The organism is Actinobacillus minor NM305, assembly GCF_000175195.1.
GTDB classification, from domain to species: Bacteria; Pseudomonadota; Gammaproteobacteria; order Enterobacterales; family Pasteurellaceae; genus Haemophilus_A; species Haemophilus_A minor.
Genome location: NZ_ACQL01000098.1, coordinates 52308 through 67819 on the forward strand (window position 1 = coordinate 52308; position 15512 = coordinate 67819).

Annotated in this window: 14 protein-coding genes and 1 riboswitch; of the genes, 7 read left to right on the forward strand and 7 right to left on the reverse strand. The window is 36.5% G+C overall.

The window, feature by feature from the left end:
- Positions 1–129: 129 nt before the first annotated feature.
- A complete protein-coding gene (gene lpcA / locus AM305_RS06655; protein ID WP_005824312.1) occupies positions 130–714 on the forward strand; it encodes a D-sedoheptulose 7-phosphate isomerase in 585 nt (194 codons plus the stop codon).
- 45 nt (positions 715–759) lie between these two features.
- Here the strand turns inward: lpcA and AM305_RS06660 are convergent, their stop codons facing one another.
- Together AM305_RS06660 and AM305_RS06665 are read right to left on the reverse strand one after the other, a co-directional pair.
- A complete protein-coding gene (locus AM305_RS06660) occupies positions 760–1731 on the reverse strand; it encodes a substrate-binding domain-containing protein (protein ID WP_005824313.1) in 972 nt (323 codons plus the stop codon).
- 172 nt (positions 1732–1903) lie between these two features.
- Positions 1904–3439, reverse strand: a complete 1536-nt coding sequence (locus AM305_RS06665; RefSeq protein ID WP_005824314.1) for a Na+/H+ antiporter NhaC family protein — start codon at positions 3437–3439, stop codon at positions 1904–1906.
- A gap of 127 nt (positions 3440–3566) precedes the next feature.
- A riboswitch (Lysine riboswitch) is annotated at positions 3567–3762 on the reverse strand.
- A gap of 193 nt (positions 3763–3955) precedes the next feature.
- Between AM305_RS06665 and AM305_RS06670 the strand changes: the two genes are divergently transcribed.
- Both AM305_RS06670 and purU read left to right on the forward strand, forming a co-directional pair.
- Complete coding sequence (locus AM305_RS06670; RefSeq protein WP_005824315.1) at positions 3956–4348, forward strand: H-NS family histone-like protein; 393 nt, start codon at positions 3956–3958, stop codon at positions 4346–4348.
- Between the two features lie 64 nt (positions 4349–4412).
- The gene (purU, locus tag AM305_RS06675) at positions 4413–5249 is read left to right on the forward strand and encodes a formyltetrahydrofolate deformylase (RefSeq protein ID WP_005824316.1); all 837 of its coding nucleotides are present in this window, start codon (positions 4413–4415) and stop codon (positions 5247–5249) included.
- A 204-nt stretch (positions 5250–5453) separates the two neighbouring features.
- Here the strand turns inward: purU and AM305_RS06680 are convergent, their stop codons facing one another.
- The gene (locus tag AM305_RS06680) at positions 5454–6149 is read right to left on the reverse strand and encodes a SanA/YdcF family protein (RefSeq protein WP_005824318.1); all 696 of its coding nucleotides are present in this window, start codon (positions 6147–6149) and stop codon (positions 5454–5456) included.
- 229 nt (positions 6150–6378) lie between these two features.
- On the opposite strand from AM305_RS06680, the gene metX reads away from it, so the two are divergent.
- The 3 genes from metX (at position 6379) to AM305_RS06695 (ending at position 9182) form a co-directional block, all read left to right on the forward strand.
- Positions 6379–7449 carry a homoserine O-acetyltransferase MetX gene (gene metX, locus AM305_RS06685; protein WP_005824321.1) on the forward strand — a complete coding sequence of 357 codons (1071 nt, stop codon included), beginning with the start codon at positions 6379–6381 and terminating at the stop codon, positions 7447–7449.
- 106 nt (positions 7450–7555) lie between these two features.
- Positions 7556–8566: an HTH-type transcriptional repressor PurR gene (gene purR / locus AM305_RS06690; protein ID WP_005824323.1), complete on the forward strand. Its 1011-nt coding sequence runs from the start codon at positions 7556–7558 to the stop codon at positions 8564–8566.
- Positions 8567–8576: 10 nt separating this feature from the next.
- The gene (locus AM305_RS06695; RefSeq protein WP_005824325.1) at positions 8577–9182 is read left to right on the forward strand and encodes a DedA family protein; all 606 of its coding nucleotides are present in this window, start codon (positions 8577–8579) and stop codon (positions 9180–9182) included.
- 62 nt (positions 9183–9244) lie between these two features.
- On the opposite strand, the gene lptD is transcribed toward AM305_RS06695, so the two are convergent.
- From lptD to yihI, 4 genes are read right to left on the reverse strand one after another with little or no spacing between them, the layout of a single operon-like run.
- Positions 9245–11587 (reverse strand): LPS assembly protein LptD, encoded by a 2343-nt coding sequence (gene lptD, locus AM305_RS06700; protein ID WP_005824327.1) that lies wholly within the window; start codon positions 11585–11587, stop codon positions 9245–9247.
- Between the two features lie 11 nt (positions 11588–11598).
- On the reverse strand, positions 11599–12966 hold the full coding sequence (gene hemN, locus AM305_RS06705) for an oxygen-independent coproporphyrinogen III oxidase (RefSeq protein WP_005824329.1): 1368 nt from the start codon (positions 12964–12966) through the stop codon (positions 11599–11601).
- Positions 12966–13433, reverse strand: a complete 468-nt coding sequence (locus AM305_RS06710) for a DUF2489 domain-containing protein (protein WP_005824331.1) — start codon at positions 13431–13433, stop codon at positions 12966–12968. Before AM305_RS06710 ends, hemN begins: the two co-directional genes overlap by 1 nt.
- 13 nt (positions 13434–13446) lie before the next feature.
- Positions 13447–14028, reverse strand: a complete 582-nt coding sequence (yihI, locus tag AM305_RS06715) for a Der GTPase-activating protein YihI (protein ID WP_005824333.1) — start codon at positions 14026–14028, stop codon at positions 13447–13449.
- A 243-nt stretch (positions 14029–14271) separates the two neighbouring features.
- Here yihI and gltS point away from each other — a divergent pair, with 243 nt between their 5' ends.
- A complete protein-coding gene (gene gltS / locus AM305_RS06720) occupies positions 14272–15489 on the forward strand; it encodes a sodium/glutamate symporter (protein ID WP_005824334.1) in 1218 nt (405 codons plus the stop codon).
- The last annotated feature ends 23 nt before the right edge of the window (positions 15490–15512 follow it).

Here is a 15512-nt window from a genome sequence, read left to right on the forward strand (position 1 = left end):
TTACAGATTTACATAAACATTTCCTGATAAATTTCTATTTACAATAAGCTTTTGATCTTCTAGACTTTATCCGCTTTAACAAGCGGTCATTTTCTCTGACTTTTTTACAAAAATTTTAAGGAATATGCTATGTACTTAGATCAAATCAAAGCAGAATTACAAGAAGCAGCTGATGTATTAGACAAATTTATGCACGATGAAAAAAATATTCAGCTGATTCAAGATGCAGCTTTACTTATTGCGAATAGCTTTAAACAAGGTGGTAAAGTGCTTTCTTGTGGTAACGGCGGCTCTCACTGCGATGCGATGCATTTTGCTGAAGAATTAACAGGTCGTTATCGTGAAAACCGTCCTGGCTACCCAGCTATTGCGATTTCAGACGTAAGCCACTTAAGCTGTGTAAGTAACGATTTTGGCTATGAGTATGTTTTCTCTCGCTATATTGAAGCCGTTGGTCAAAAAGGCGATGTACTCTTTGGTTTATCTACCTCTGGTAACTCTAAAAATGTACTAAATGCCATTAAAGCAGCAAAAGAAAAAGGCATGAAAGTTATCGCCATGACAGGTAAAGATGGTGGTCAAATGGCTGGATTAGCGGATGTTGAAATTCGCGTGCCTCATTTCCGCTATGCCGATCGCACTCAAGAAATTCACATTAAAGTGATTCATATTTTAATGATGCTCATTGAATTTGAAATGGCAAAAGTAGCATAATGCAAAAACCTCTCCAAATGGAGAGGTTTTGTCTACTATACTTTTTTAGTTCAAATCTTTTTTCTCTACGCTAATGTAAGGAATCCGTAAAACACGGTTTTTTAATTTCCATGCAGTTCCAGCATCAGCTGGTTTGCCATTAGCTAAATTCTCAGCAAAAGCCATAATCGCTTGACTTTGTGCCATCCAATCATTTCTTACCGTTCCGGCAAGTTTTCCTTGTTGAATTAAGGTAAGCGCTTCAGGTGTTGCATCTACACCATAAATAGGTAATGTTTTACCTTGTTCAAGCGTTGCTTCAACCGCTCCAATTGCCATTGCATCGTTATTCGCGATAATGACTTCAATACGGTTGCGATCTGTTTTAAGCCATGCAGCTACTTTTTCTTTCGCAATGTGTTTTCGCCAATATGCTGGCTCTAATGCTAATTGTTCTGCGGTAACCCCTAACTTTTTAAATTCATCTATCACCGCTTTTGTCCGAATTTCAGCATCGGGATGAAAATCTTCCCCTTTTAGCAAAGCATATTGAATTTTGCCATCGTGATTTAAATCATAATGTGGGTTCTTTTTCCATTGTTTTGCGATCATTTGAGCCTGCAATCTTCCTGCTTCTTCCGGTAAAGCCCCCACATAATAGGCTTTATTATAGCTGGCTATTGCTTTTTCCCCAGGATCTCGATTAAAGAAAATAACGGGAACATTTTTTTCTTTTGCTTTACCTAATACGGTATCCCATGCGTGAGGATAAACGAGATTTACCGCTAAAACATTTATTCTCTGTTTGAGTAATCCTTCTACTTGATTATTTTGAACAAATTGAGAATTCTGAGAATCATTAAACAATAATTGAAGATGATGAGAAATTGCTTTATTTGACATTTCCTTTTTCATCAATTGTATAAAGTCATCGCCATGATGATAAAAGGTTATGCCGACACGAGACTCTGCATATCCAGACACTGAAAAACCTAATCCCATCGCCACAACTAAAGGTTTGAAATAACTTGTTTTCATTTTAATTCTCCTAATCCTACACAAGTTTTGTAGAATGGGATCATAGTACTCCTCTTGGAGTAAAAATGATGTGAGCTTGTTCACATTTCTCAATATTTTTAAAATAAAAAGCGGTAAATACTTAACTTTGCAAAATAAAGAAAAATATTTACCGCTTGATCAAACGACAACTTTAATCTGTTTTTCTCGCTTTAAATACGAAAATTAAAATCGCCATGACAATTGCCGTTGTTACAAAACCAAATAGACCGGATTCCGTAAAACCGAGAACTAAGTAGCCAGCAATAGATGCACATGCCACTAGTAATGCATACGGGAGTTGCGATATAACGTGATCCATATGATTACACTGCGCACCAGTTGAAGATAAAATCGTGGTATCTGATACAGGAGAGCAGTGATCTCCACAAACGGCTCCCGCCATTACCGCAGATAAACATGGAATAATTAAATTAGGATCTGAGTTTACTGCCATTGAAGCGCCAATCGGTAACATAATACCAAATGTTCCCCAGCTTGTTCCCGTTGAAAATGCCATAACAGAAGCTAAAACAAATAAAATTGCAGGTAAAAAGGCGGGATTGATATTGCCTGCAACAAGGCTAGATAAATACTTCCCTGTTTGCATGTCGCTCACCACACCATTGATAGTCCAAGCGAAGAGAAGAATCAAAATCGCACCAGACATCATTTTAGCGCCTAAGCCATAAGATTTAACGTATTCAGCGACAGATAAACTACGATTTGATGTCAAGCAAATTGTTAATACAATTAAGCTTAATACGCTACCTGTTACAAGAGAAATCCCTACGGTTGTATTTTCAAAAGCACCTAATACACTAAATTCCGTACCATTTGCAGCTAAAGCATCTCCGCCTGTTTTTAGCATCATTGTGACAGTACCAATAATCAACGCAATAATAGGTAAAATCAGATGAGAAACTTTCCCTTTACTTTCAATAATCTCATCTTCAACTTCTTCTTGATGAGCTGCATGACGCTCAAAGCGAGCCATTGAACCAATATCAAAACTAAAATAAGCAACGAAAAATACCATGACAATAGAAAAAATGGCGTAGAAGTTCATTGAACTCATGGTAATAAATGCGCCTAATGGCGTATATCCGGCAATAGCGTGGGTTGTTAATAAACCCGATACAAGCGTAATGATATATGCTCCCCAACTTGAAATCGGCATCATGACACACATAGGTGCTGCGGTAGAATCTAAAATATAAGCCAATTTTGCTCGTGAAACTTTAAATTTATCTGTTACCGGGCGAGCAATTGCACCAACTGCTAAGCTATGGAAATAATCATCAATAAACGTTACGAAAACCAAACAAGCAGCAACTAATTTTGCGCCACGTTTACCTTTTATTTTAGTTTGAGCCCAATTTGCAAAGGCTTGATTAGCGCCAGATGCACTAAGCAATGAAGTTAATACGCCAAGTAAAACTAAAAAGAGAATAATACTGATATTATTCGCATTAAATCCCTCATCACCACCTTTATAAATCAGAGAAATAACACTATTTTTTAAGTAAATAAGCGCATCAATAACATCTCCACCTGAAAGCATTAATGCCCCAACTAAAATACCAACGCTTAATGAAATCAGTACACGGCGAGTCATAATGGCAAGCATGAGAGCCAATAACGCTGGTACAACAGACCAAAATGATGCTGAATAATCGACAAGATTCATAAAACCTCTAAAGTTATTTTTGATAAAAATATAGTAAAAATAAGATCTACTGAAATGATTCACGCAAAGAGGTAAATTACAAGGAAGGGAATTGGATAAAGAAGATGCCTAAACGAACCCTAACCTAACTTACAGTAGCACTCCGCAATCTTATTCAAACATTTTTCATTTAAATAAGTATTACGACAGTGTCGTCCCTTTCGATAACGACCCCAACCAACTAAGATGACGCTTAATTGATTTCGGCAGATACGCCTTTCTCTTTTCCTCATCGTTTTCCACTCAGAAAAAGTACTTATCGGACCTGCGCCTCTACAATTTGTAGGATTGGGGCTAGAGTACCTGAAATCAACGACTTAAACAAGAGTATTTTTTATAAAATAGCCTTTTACCTTAAATCATTTTTGATTTTTATTATTTACCCTCTAAATATATTAGGGTAATATAATAGGCATTGTTTAATATAAAAAACAAAAGCTAAATATTTGTTACTTATTTTTTATAGAGGAACTAAAGATGTCTGACGCATTAAAAACATTATCTAATATTCGTAGTTTACGTGTTATTGCACGCGAAACATCTCTAGAACAATTAGAAAGTTTGCAAGAAAAGCTTGCTATTGTTATTGAAGAAAAACGCGAAGAGTTAAAGAACCAAGAATTAGAACAAGCTAAATTCCTAGAAGGCTTAAATAAATATAAAGAAATGCTTGCTCAAGATGGCATTTCAGCGGAAGAACTTGTTGCGTTACTAGGTGGACAAGTTGAGAAAAAAGCACGCAAATCCATTGCTCCTCGTCCAGCAAAATACAAATTCATTGATGCGAACGGAAATGAAAAAACTTGGACTGGTCAAGGTCGCACGCCTCGTGAATTAGTAGGTAAAAATCTCGCTGATTTTGAAATCTAATTATAATAAAGCATAAAGAGAACCTTTATTGGTTCTCTTTTTCTATTTTTTGGGAAGTGTAATCATGCTCGAAACAAAAATTTTATTAACTGAATGCCCTGATAGTACAGGGCTTGTCGCTAAAATTACAAATATTTGTTACAAACATCAACTTAATATTTTAAAAAATAGTGAATTTGTTGAAAACGAAACCAAGCGTTTTTTTATGCGTACTGAATTAGAAGGTATTTTTAATGATCAAACTTTATTAGCCGATCTTCAATTTACCTTACCTGAAGGCTCTTCTTATCAACTAAAACCTAAAGCGCGTAAACGTATTGTTATTCTTGTTACAAAAGAAGCTCACTGTTTGGGCGATATTCTCATGAAAACATATTATGGTGGTTTAGATGTCGAAATTGCTGCCGTAGTGGGGAATCATGATTCTTTACGCCAACTCACAGAGCGTTTTGATGTTCCATTCCATTTAGTCAGTCATGAAGGTTTAACGCGTGTTGAGCACGATAAACTTTTAGCAGAAAAAATTGATCAATATAATCCTGATTATATTGTGCTCGCAAAATATATGCGTGTATTAAATCCGGAATTTGTGGCTCGCTATCCTAACCGTGTTGTTAATATTCATCATTCATTTTTACCCGCATTTATTGGTGCAAAACCTTATCAAAGAGCTTATGAGCGAGGCGTGAAAATTATCGGAGCCACTGCACATTTTATCAATAATGAACTGGATGAAGGTCCTATCATTATGCAAAATGTTATAAATGTGGATCATACTTATACCGCAGATGCGATGATGCGAGCAGGGCGTGATGTCGAAAAAACCGTTCTGACACGAGCTCTTGAGTTAGTTTTTGATGAACGTGTTTTTGTTTACCAAAATAAAACCATTATTCTATAAAAAGCCAAAAGTCCACACAATTGTGGACTCAGGCCATTGACAAACCCTATACGAGCCGTATAGGGTTACTTAATCTGAGCCGCTCTGCGGCTCTTCCTTTCAGCCCCAGCGGGGCTGGGCTTAATGAACCTAGCACGGCTCGTGCTAGGTTATTGCTCAAATATAACCTTTGTCAGCAATCTGAGTCCACACAATTGTGGACTTTTAATTTGTTTTCAATTCTTTAGCAAATACCTTCTCAAAAGTTCTTGGTTGATTATTAACAATATAATCCCAAATCATTCCTATCCGAGCAAAAAACTCTCGAATTCTTACCTTAACATGTCCTTCTGGATATTTGGCAACCAAACAAACTGCATCAATATTTTGTGTTTTAGCAATAAATAGCGCTCTCTCACAATGAAATTGTTGGCTGATAATAATAAAAGGAGCAAGTTTAAAAACTTTATTCGCCCGAATAACAGAATCTAGAGTGCGATATCCTGCAAAGTCTTGCTGAATAATGTTTTTAGGAACCCCCATCTTTAATAGATCCTCTGTCATGACTTTAGGTTCATTATAGTAAGGTGTTTGGTTATCTCCACTTACTAATAAATGTTTTATCTGATGTTCTTTAACTAATTGTGAAGCGGCTTCAACACGATATTGATAATATAAATTAGGCACACCTTTGGAATAAAATTTTGCCGTACCTAATACAACCGCAGTATGGTAATCAGGCAATTTATTTATATCTGTATAAATTCTATCTTTAACGGAGTACCCCGTAATAAAATCGATACCTAATAGTGCTAATATGAAAAAAACAAATCCCCCGACACTCCATTTTATAAAAGAGCGTCCGCAAGTCCCCCATTTCTTTATAGGTTGCAATACTTCATTGTGTTGAGATAGTGACATTTCTTTTTTCATACCGTAGGGAATTCAAGAATGACATAATTCAGACTTAATTTTTATCATACAGTTGTAAAGCATAGCGGAGCTAATAAAAATTACAAGTGAAAACTTAGCGCTCTAGACGTTTAGACGTCTAAAATTTCTTGACAAACTTTCATGTGAACGCTACCTTATTGACATAATTAAGATAACAAGCGGTGTAAATTCCGTCTTTTTTTGCAAACAAGGTTATATGGCTCTATCTCTTACTCTCTTTGAAGAAACTCCGCTTTCGCTCACATTTGGCGGAACACTTTCGCCAATTCAAGTTGCATATCAGACTTACGGCACGCTCAACGAAGATAAAAGCAATGCTGTACTCCTTTGCCACGCATTAACGGGGGATGCCGAGCCATATTTACCTCCACCCAACAAGGGTTGGTGGCAAGATTTTATTGGTCCAGGACTTGCTTTTGATACCGACCAGTATTTTTTTATCTGTTCTAACGTACTTGGTGGGTGTAAAGGTACGACAGGGCCTTCATCAATCAATCCTCAAACCGGTAAACCTTACGGAAGCCTATTCCCTATTATTACCGTTCAAGATATTGTAAATGTACAAAAAGCATTACTCGATAAGCTCAATATTCCACATTTACATGCTGTTGTTGGCGGATCTTTTGGTGGTATGCAGGCAACGCAATGGGGAATATCATACCCTCATTTTGTGAACAACATTATTAACCTTTGCTCATCCCTAACATTGAGTGCCGAAGCCATTGGCTTTAACCATGTTATGCGCCAAGCCATTATCAACGATCCTTGTTTCAATCAAGGGGATTATTACGAAGGCATTGCACCTGACAACGGGTTAAAAATAGCCAGAATGTTAGGCATGCTAACATATCGAACTGATATTCAGTTAGCAAAAGCATTTGGCAGAGAAACAAAACAACACGGACAAATGTGGGGCGACCATTTTCAGGTCGAATCTTATTTAACTTATCAAGGTGAAAAATTTTTAGACCGCTTTGATGCTAATAGTTATCTACGTTTACTCCGTGCGCTTGATTTATATGATCCTGCGTTAGGTTACGAAAATGAACGAACTGCTTTAACACGCATAAAAGCCAACTATACTTTAGTCGCGGTAACAAGCGACCAATTATTTAAACAGATTGATGTTCATAAAAGCCGTCAACGTTTAATTGATGCTGGAATTAAAGTCAATTATCACGAATTTAATTCCACTTTTGGGCATGATTCCTTTCTCGTTGATTATGATTTCTTTGAACCCATGATTAAACATGCTTTAAAAGGATAAGTATTTCAAAGATATTGCAGATAAAAGGTAGAAAAAGTGAATTTAATCCCTTATATTAGCCAAAATTAGTTATAATAAAACGTTAATTTTATTGTAGGTATCAATTATGGCTACTATTAAAGATGTTGCAAAGCTTGCAGGCGTTTCAACAACAACAGTATCACACGTCATCAATAAAACTCGCTTTGTCGCAGAAGATACGACTAAAGCTGTTTGGGATGCAATTCAATCACTAAACTATTCACCTAGCGCTGTTGCTCGTAGTTTAAAAGTCAATACAACAAAATCTATTGGGATGATTATTACGACAAGCGAAGCACCTTTCTTTGCAGAAATCGTTTTGGCAGTTGAAGAGTATTGCTATCGCCAAGGCTACTCTCTCTTTTTGTGTAATACCCAGAATAACCCGGAAAAAATCCAAAACCACTTAGACATGTTAATTAAAAAACGTGTAGATGGCGTATTAGTAATGTGTACAGAGTATACTGAAAACTCGCTTATGCTGTTTAATGGAACAAACATTCCTATGGTAATCATGGATTGGGGACGACATGATGAAAAGAGTGATCGTATTTTAGATAACAGTTTTGAAGGCGGTTATCTTGCAACAAAACATTTAATTGATAATGGACATAAAGAGATTGGTGTCATTGCAGGAAATTTAGAAAAAACAACCGCTAGAGATCGCTTTAACGGTTTTCTAGAAGCAATGAATGAAGCAAATTTGCCTGTACGTCAAGAATGGATTACCGAAGGGGATTTTGAGCCTGAAGATGGCTATGAATGCATGAATAACCTGTTCCGTTTAGAAAAACTTCCTACGGCGATTTTCTGCTTTAATGATGTTATGGCATTAGGTGCAATTTCAGCAATTACCGAACGAGGATTATCAGTACCAAATGATATTTCTATTATTGGCTACGATAATATTCATAGTTCTCGTTTTTATGCGCCACCGCTTACTACGATTCATCAATCTAAATCACGCTTAGGTACACAAGCGTTAAATTTACTCTTAGAACGTATCAAAAAAGAAGAAAAGGTAAATGAGCCTCAAATTTTAGAGTTTCATCCAGAACTTGTACAACGTAAATCTGTACTTAATTTAAATCAATAAGGTATATTGAATGGAGTTTTTAATTGAATTTTTTAGCAGCTACGGTTATTGGGCTGTATTCCTTGTGTTGTTAGCGTGTGGCTTTGGATTACCTATTCCCGAAGATGTTACCCTCGTTTCTGGTGGTGTAATTTCAGGATTAGGCTATACCAATGTTCATTGGATGCTTGTCGTGAGTATGCTTGGTGTTCTTGTGGGAGATAGTACAATGTACTGGCTTGGGCGTATTTATGGCGAAAAAATCCGTCAGTTCCCTCTAATTCGTAATATAGTAACTGAAGAACGTTATAAAATGGTTCAAGAACGATTTGAAAAACAAGGCAACCGCTTATTATTTATTGCTCGTTTCTTACCAGGTTTACGTGCTGTTGTCTATTTGGTTTCGGGCATCACAAAACGCGTCAGCTTTGTTCGCTTTGTCCTTGTTGATTTTTGCGCAGCGATTATTTCAGTGCCTATTTGGGTCTATTTAGGAGATTATGGCGCACAAAATATAGATTGGTTACATGCACAGATTAAAAACGGACAACATATTATCTTTGCTTGTCTCGGTGTTATCGGCATTTATGTTTATTGGAAATGGAAGAAAGCTCGTAAAGCAAAATTAAATAGCTAAATGTTGATAGATATAAAAGAAAAGTGAGATAATCATTTGTCTCACTTTTTTGTTCTTCTTATTTAGTTAATTCCATACACTTCAGTATAAGGAATTAAACCTTTCTTCAACATACGGCTTACACCACTACTATAGTTAGTGCCAAAACGTAACTCAAAGTTCACACCGAATTTATTATCATAAAATAAATCTTTCAATGTATCACTGGTTGCATTTGATGGTGTTGCGGTCAAACGACGGGCAACATAAACATTAGCACTCCAACAGCAAGTGTTGTAATTCATTGAGAGTTGTGTCTCAACCGGTTTCTTCAAGGCAATATCTTGATAATGGCTTGCCATTACTGCGATATTATCGGTTAATTCCCAACCAATAACACCACCAACTTGTTTAATATCTTGTCCATAACGGTTCGTACTTAAATTCTGATCAATATACGCTTTACTTGCGTAACGATAATTTAACTGAATCAGCTTATTATCGCTCGGTTTATATTGTAAAGACGTATTCGCTAAAGACGTTTGATTTAAACGGGTATCATATTGGTAACTACCATGCCAATTCCATTTACGATGGAATTTCCAGTTAGATTCTAATGCCCATGATGAAGAGCGTTTAGCTGTACTATTAATCGAATTATCATCAATTTTTGAAGGACTTAAATAATAAGTCTGTCCTGCACTAAAGTTAAAAACTTCTGCTCCTGTTTTATCACTAAAGAAACGAGTCGTTCCGCCAGCAGTAATTAGATTTGCCGATGAAATTCGGTCTAAACCACTATAACGGCGATCATTAAATAATGAAAAATAGTCATTTTGTAAAAGTGCTGAATCATAACCCAACCCTACACTTTGATGACGTTTAGAACCAATATCGCCCTGATTTTTATAAGGTCGATAAATATATTGCACTCTTGGCTCAAATGTCTGACTAAATCCACTAAATAATTGCTTATCCGCTTCTAATACCGTCTGGAAATCAAGTTTGAGCTGCGGAATAAAACGGCTTACATTTTTCTTCATATCTTCCGCATTATTTCCAGATCCTTTTTGCTGAATATAGTGCGTTGCATAAAGCTTAGTTTCAACATTTAAACTACCATAACGATTTGCAAGAGGTAAATTCAATGTTGGTTCAGCATGAAAACGCCACGCTTTAGGCATTAATTTACTGTCATTTTCAAAACGGGCCGCTTGCGCAAAAAATTTAAAATCGGCTAATCCTTGGAATATATCGTTTTGGTAATAATTAAAATCAATCTGAGGTAAAACTCGATATGGGCCAATATCTAAATCATCAAACGTCTGAAACTTTTTACCTGAGATAGATAAATTATAATTAGGTTGATAATAGCCTAATTTAAATTGTTGTGTCGCATATCCGTCCGTGCTATTTCCATAATCAGAATCAAAATCAGAGAAATAACGTTTATCACTCACTTTTGTATAATCTACAGATAAGCGCCAATCACTTAAGAAGCTCATATAATGACGCCAATGCATTAAATAGCGTTTACGATCACCATCTGCCGGTTGATATTCATCAAGACGATCTTTAGCCATATATTCACTGGCAACAAGCCCTTCACCAACCCCTGTTAAATAACGGAATTCAGGGCTAATTTGCCAACCACGACGAGAATAATAAGTAGGCGTAAATGTTGCATCCATATTAGGTGCAATATTCCAGTAAAATGGTTGAGAGTAGCTAAATCCATCTTTACTTGAACGATGGAAACTTGGAATCAATAACCCTGTACGGCGGCGATCGCCAATAGGGAATTGGAGATACGGAGAATAAAATATCGGCACACCAAGCACTTTAAAACGAGCATGCCACATTTCGGCATATTCATCTTTAACGTGTTGGATCATTTCATTCGCTTCAATAGACCAAGAATCATCATTCGTTAAGCAAGACGTAAAACTTGCATTTTTCAAAGTACGAGTATCTTCGCTAAACGAGCCACTTTCAGCGGTACCTCGCCCTTGACGACCAACAAGCTGATATTCCGTATTTGCGAGTGTCGCTTCTTTACTTGTCAGATCCATCGCAGCATCATGACCTTGAGCTTGAATCATATTATCTTGATATTGATACTGCCCTTTTAAAAAAGCTTTACGCGCTTTATCACCATCTTGCTCAACGCGTACCTCATCTGCAACAATGGTACGATTGCCTTGTTTAACGCTTACATCACCAGTATAAGTTGCATCTTTAGGCTGATTAATGACAGCACTGTCGGCTTCAATATAAATAGGTAAATCAGTTTGTTCACCCTTTACCTCTTCTCCCTGAAAATGAGGAACACCAAGTAAACATTGTTCCCGCAAATCTGCTTGAACATAACCGCTATAACAAGCCGCCATCACAGCCAGAGAAAGTAAGTTGTAACGTTGTTTCATCATTTTTTCTCTTAAATAATTCTTGAAAATTGTTGTCTTTTTGCAAGTTGTCTTGAATAAACATCAAAACATAAACAAATGTTACGAATTAATAAACGACCACGAGGCGATACAACCATCGCTTTATCATTTATTTCTAATAAACCATCTTCTGCTAACGGCGCAAGATAAACCAAATCTTCAGCAAAATAGTGTTTAAAATCAATATCGTATGCTTTCTCCAAGCGGTCAAATTCTAATTTAAAATTGCAAATCAATGCTTTAATCACATCTCGGCGAAGACAGTCATCTTTACTTAAGACTAAACCTTTATGCAGAGCAATACCTTTTTCTTCAAGATCTGCATAATACTGTTTTAGCTCTTTTTGGTTTTGTGCATAAGTATCACCTAATAAACTAATCGCCGAAACGCCCATACCTAATAAATCACACTCTTCTTGCGTGGTATAACCTTGGAAATTACGGTGTAATATCCCTTTTTCTTGAGCGATCGCTAATTCATCATCCGGCTTCGCAAAATGATCCATACCGATAAACTTATAACCATTTTTACCTAAGAACTCAATGGAGTTTTGCAAAATCGTTAATTTTGTTTCTGGTGGTGGCAACATTTCATCTTTAATTTTAATTTGAGCAGCAAAACGGCTTGGCAAATGCGCATAATTAAAAACACTCATACGATCAGGATTTAGCTCTACCACTCGTTCAAGTGTGTACATAAAGCTTTCTACATTTTGCTTTGGTAAGCCATAAATCAAATCTACGTTAGTCGAAACAAAGCCCAACTCTTTTGCGCGTTTCATTAGCGCAAAAATAAAGTCTTCATCTTGCTCACGATTAACTAATAGTTGAACCTCTTTATTAAAATCTTGGATCCCCATACTAATACGGTTAAATCCAATCTGACGAAGATGATCGAGCATATCTAATTCGATTTCTCTTGGATCCATCTCGATACTAATTTCAGCATCTTCAGCAACATTAAAGTTTGACTTTAACATTTCCATTAAACGCGCTGACTGATCTTCATCTAAATAAGTTGGCGTACCGCCTCCCCAATGGATTTGGGTAACTTTGCGTTGTTTAAATAAAGGTGCTCGAGTACGAATTTCTTTTTCAAGATAATCTAAATAAATTTCAACTTTATGGCGATGACGAGTAATCACTTTGTTACAAGCACAGAAATAACAAAGTTTATGACAAAAAGGAATATGAATATAAAGCGAGAGAGGACGCTCAGGATAACGCTGTGCTGCAAGTTTAAAATCCTCATCTGTATAAGCCTCATTAAACTCTAATGCCGTTGGATAAGAAGTATAACGTGGACCTGATTGATTATATTTTTGAATAAGAGCTAAATCCCAAATAATTTCTGACATTAGAGAGCCTTTGTAAAATGGTTAATATCGTCTAACAACTGTGTACATTCACGTTTAATTTCATCGCAAAGTTCGGCTTCTTTGGCTTCCCTTGCTAGATCTTGTCGCATTCTTTCATTACGTTTTAAATTTTTTCGTTCATCTAAAATTGCCATATCTTCGACAAATTGATAAAGCGCCCACATTGCAACATAATCAGACAATTTTTTGCCTAACACATCTAATAAGGGTTTTAGCCTTAAAACGCCTTCAGAAAGATCACATTGCTCCACTATCATCGCTCGAGCAATCACATCGACACTATCAACAATGCGAAGAAACCGCTCTTTCTGCGCTTCTTCTGCCTGTTTCTGTAATTCAAGTTCTAATGCTTTTTGATTTTTCAATCTGATCCACAAATAGATCGCATATCCCAGCAAAGAAAGTAAAATCAATACCGCAAGAACAATAAGAAAAAATCTAAACATCGTTTAAAAATCACTATTTAAATTGGTTAAGATCTACTGTTTCAAATTGACGAAGTAATGCGTTACCATCGTCCTCTTCTTCATCTTCAATACCTAAAATTGTCATCAACTCATCAATACGATCTAAGCATTCATCAACAAATTTTTGATCTTCTGCAGAAAGCGCTTTTCCTGCATCTAATTCATCAAGTAATTGATGTAAACATTCATTATTTTCCAACTGAGCTAATTCCATTTCTGGCGTAAGTGTCGGTTTTTGTAATTCTGACGGAATTACGGGTTGGATCTGCTGACCTTTTTCAGGTTTATTGATAAATTCAACCATCAATGGTACTTTCTTACGGCTACCAATACGAGGGTCTTTAACTTCTTTAACAACCTCGTTCTTTTTAACAGTCGGATCAATATGACGAGAACCACTTGGCAAGCCTTTATGTTTACGTTTCTTTTTCTCTTCACGGGCTTTTGCATCCAACTCATAACGTGTCGGTTTACGGTTTTTACCACCACTTAATTTAGGTTGTTCAGGTTTTTTATCCGCCTTGCGGGTTGGCATAATATCCGTAATGCGGCGTGTTTTCTTTGTTCTACTCATTGTATCTTCTCGTTTCTCTATTTATCTAAATATCAAATGACTTATTCTACAAGGAAAGCATACAACTTAACAGTATTTTATCTAATCGCACTATGTAAACATTTCCTATTTCATAAATATTTATTATCCGATAAATAAATCATTTTCATTCTACGATATTGACAAACCTTTATTATTCATATAATTTCGAGCAATCGTTTTACTGCTTGCTAGCTTAGCAAGCCTACACAAGAGGATATTTTCGTGGAACCGATTGTTTTAAATGGCTATCACACTCTAATTGCAGCAACCTTGGTTTTGCTTTTAGGGCGTCTTTTAGTTAAAAAAATTAAATTTTTACAGGATTTCAACATCCCTGAAGCCGTTGCAGGTGGGTTAATTGCTGCTGCAATTATTTTCTGCCTCTACCATTGGGCTGGCATTTCGTTCCAATTTGAGAAAAGTTTACAAAATGCGTTTATGCTTGTATTTTTCTCATCTATCGGATTATCAGCAGACTTTTCACGCTTAAAACAAGGCGGAATTCCGCTCGTTATCTTCTTAATTGTTGTAAGTACCCTCATCTTTATTCAAAATGCTGTGGGCGTAAGTTTAGCTTCTATGTTTGGCTTAGATCCAAAAATTGGCTTAATTACAGGCTCGATTACTTTAACTGGTGGTCATGGTACAGGTGCAGCATGGGCAGAAACCTTTACGAAACAATATGGCTTACCTGGTGTTATGGAAATGGCAATGGCATCAGCAACCTTTGGTTTAGTTGCCGGTGGTTTAATTGGTGGCCCGGTTGCTCGCCGTTTAGTCAATAATATGAAACGCGGTAAAAAGGCTTATACAAAAAAAATTGATACATCAGCAGATCAATATGATGGTGAAACCTTTGAAGAAAAAGATCACATACGTTTTATCACAGCAAGCTCAACCATTGAAACAATGGCGTTATTTGCAGCTTGTTTAGCATTCTCTTCAGTCATGGCGGCTAACTTCTCTGACTTAGGCTTACCGCAATTTGTTTGGGCATTAGGCTTTGGTGTATTACTGCGTAATGTTTTAACAAAAGTCTTTAAATTCGATATGTTCGACCGTGCGATCGATGTTTTTGGTAACGCGTCATTAAGCTTATTCTTAGCGATGGCATTAATGAGCATCAAATTATGGGAATTATCAGGTCTTGCAGGTCCAATGCTAATCATCTTACTTGTTCAAACCTTAGTGATGATTCTTTACGGTTATTTCATTACCTTCCGTGTCATGGGTAAAGATTATGATGCGGCAATTTTAACAGCGGGCCACTGTGGTTTCGGTTTAGGTGCGACACCAACTGCGGTTGCAAATATGCAGTCAGTAACGGAAACATTTGGACCATCGCATAAAGCCTTCTTAATCGTACCGCTTGTAGGTGCATTCTTCGTAGATTTAATCAACCTAGGGGTAATTACTTGGTTTATTAAATTCTTAGGATAGAAAAATAGGCGGTTTTTAACCGC

Coding starts and splice junctions, on each gene's coding strand:
- lpcA (WP_005824312.1), top strand. CDS start 130: ATGTACTTAGATCAAATCAAAGCAGAATTACAAGAAGCAGCTGATGTA.
- lptD (WP_005824327.1), bottom strand. CDS start 11,587: ATGAAACAACGTTACAACTTACTTTCTCTGGCTGTGATGGCGGCTTGT.
- AM305_RS06660 (WP_005824313.1), bottom strand. CDS start 1,731: ATGAAAACAAGTTATTTCAAACCTTTAGTTGTGGCGATGGGATTAGGT.
- yihI (WP_005824333.1), bottom strand. CDS start 14,028: ATGAGTAGAACAAAGAAAACACGCCGCATTACGGATATTATGCCAACC.
- metX (WP_005824321.1), top strand. CDS start 6,379: ATGGCTCTATCTCTTACTCTCTTTGAAGAAACTCCGCTTTCGCTCACA.
- AM305_RS06680 (WP_005824318.1), bottom strand. CDS start 6,149: ATGTCACTATCTCAACACAATGAAGTATTGCAACCTATAAAGAAATGG.
- AM305_RS06710 (WP_005824331.1), bottom strand. CDS start 13,433: ATGTTTAGATTTTTTCTTATTGTTCTTGCGGTATTGATTTTACTTTCT.
- AM305_RS06665 (WP_005824314.1), bottom strand. CDS start 3,439: ATGAATCTTGTCGATTATTCAGCATCATTTTGGTCTGTTGTACCAGCG.
- purR (WP_005824323.1), top strand. CDS start 7,556: ATGGCTACTATTAAAGATGTTGCAAAGCTTGCAGGCGTTTCAACAACA.
- AM305_RS06670 (WP_005824315.1), top strand. CDS start 3,956: ATGTCTGACGCATTAAAAACATTATCTAATATTCGTAGTTTACGTGTT.
- purU (WP_005824316.1), top strand. CDS start 4,413: ATGCTCGAAACAAAAATTTTATTAACTGAATGCCCTGATAGTACAGGG.
- hemN (WP_005824329.1), bottom strand. CDS start 12,966: ATGTCAGAAATTATTTGGGATTTAGCTCTTATTCAAAAATATAATCAA.
- AM305_RS06695 (WP_005824325.1), top strand. CDS start 8,577: ATGGAGTTTTTAATTGAATTTTTTAGCAGCTACGGTTATTGGGCTGTA.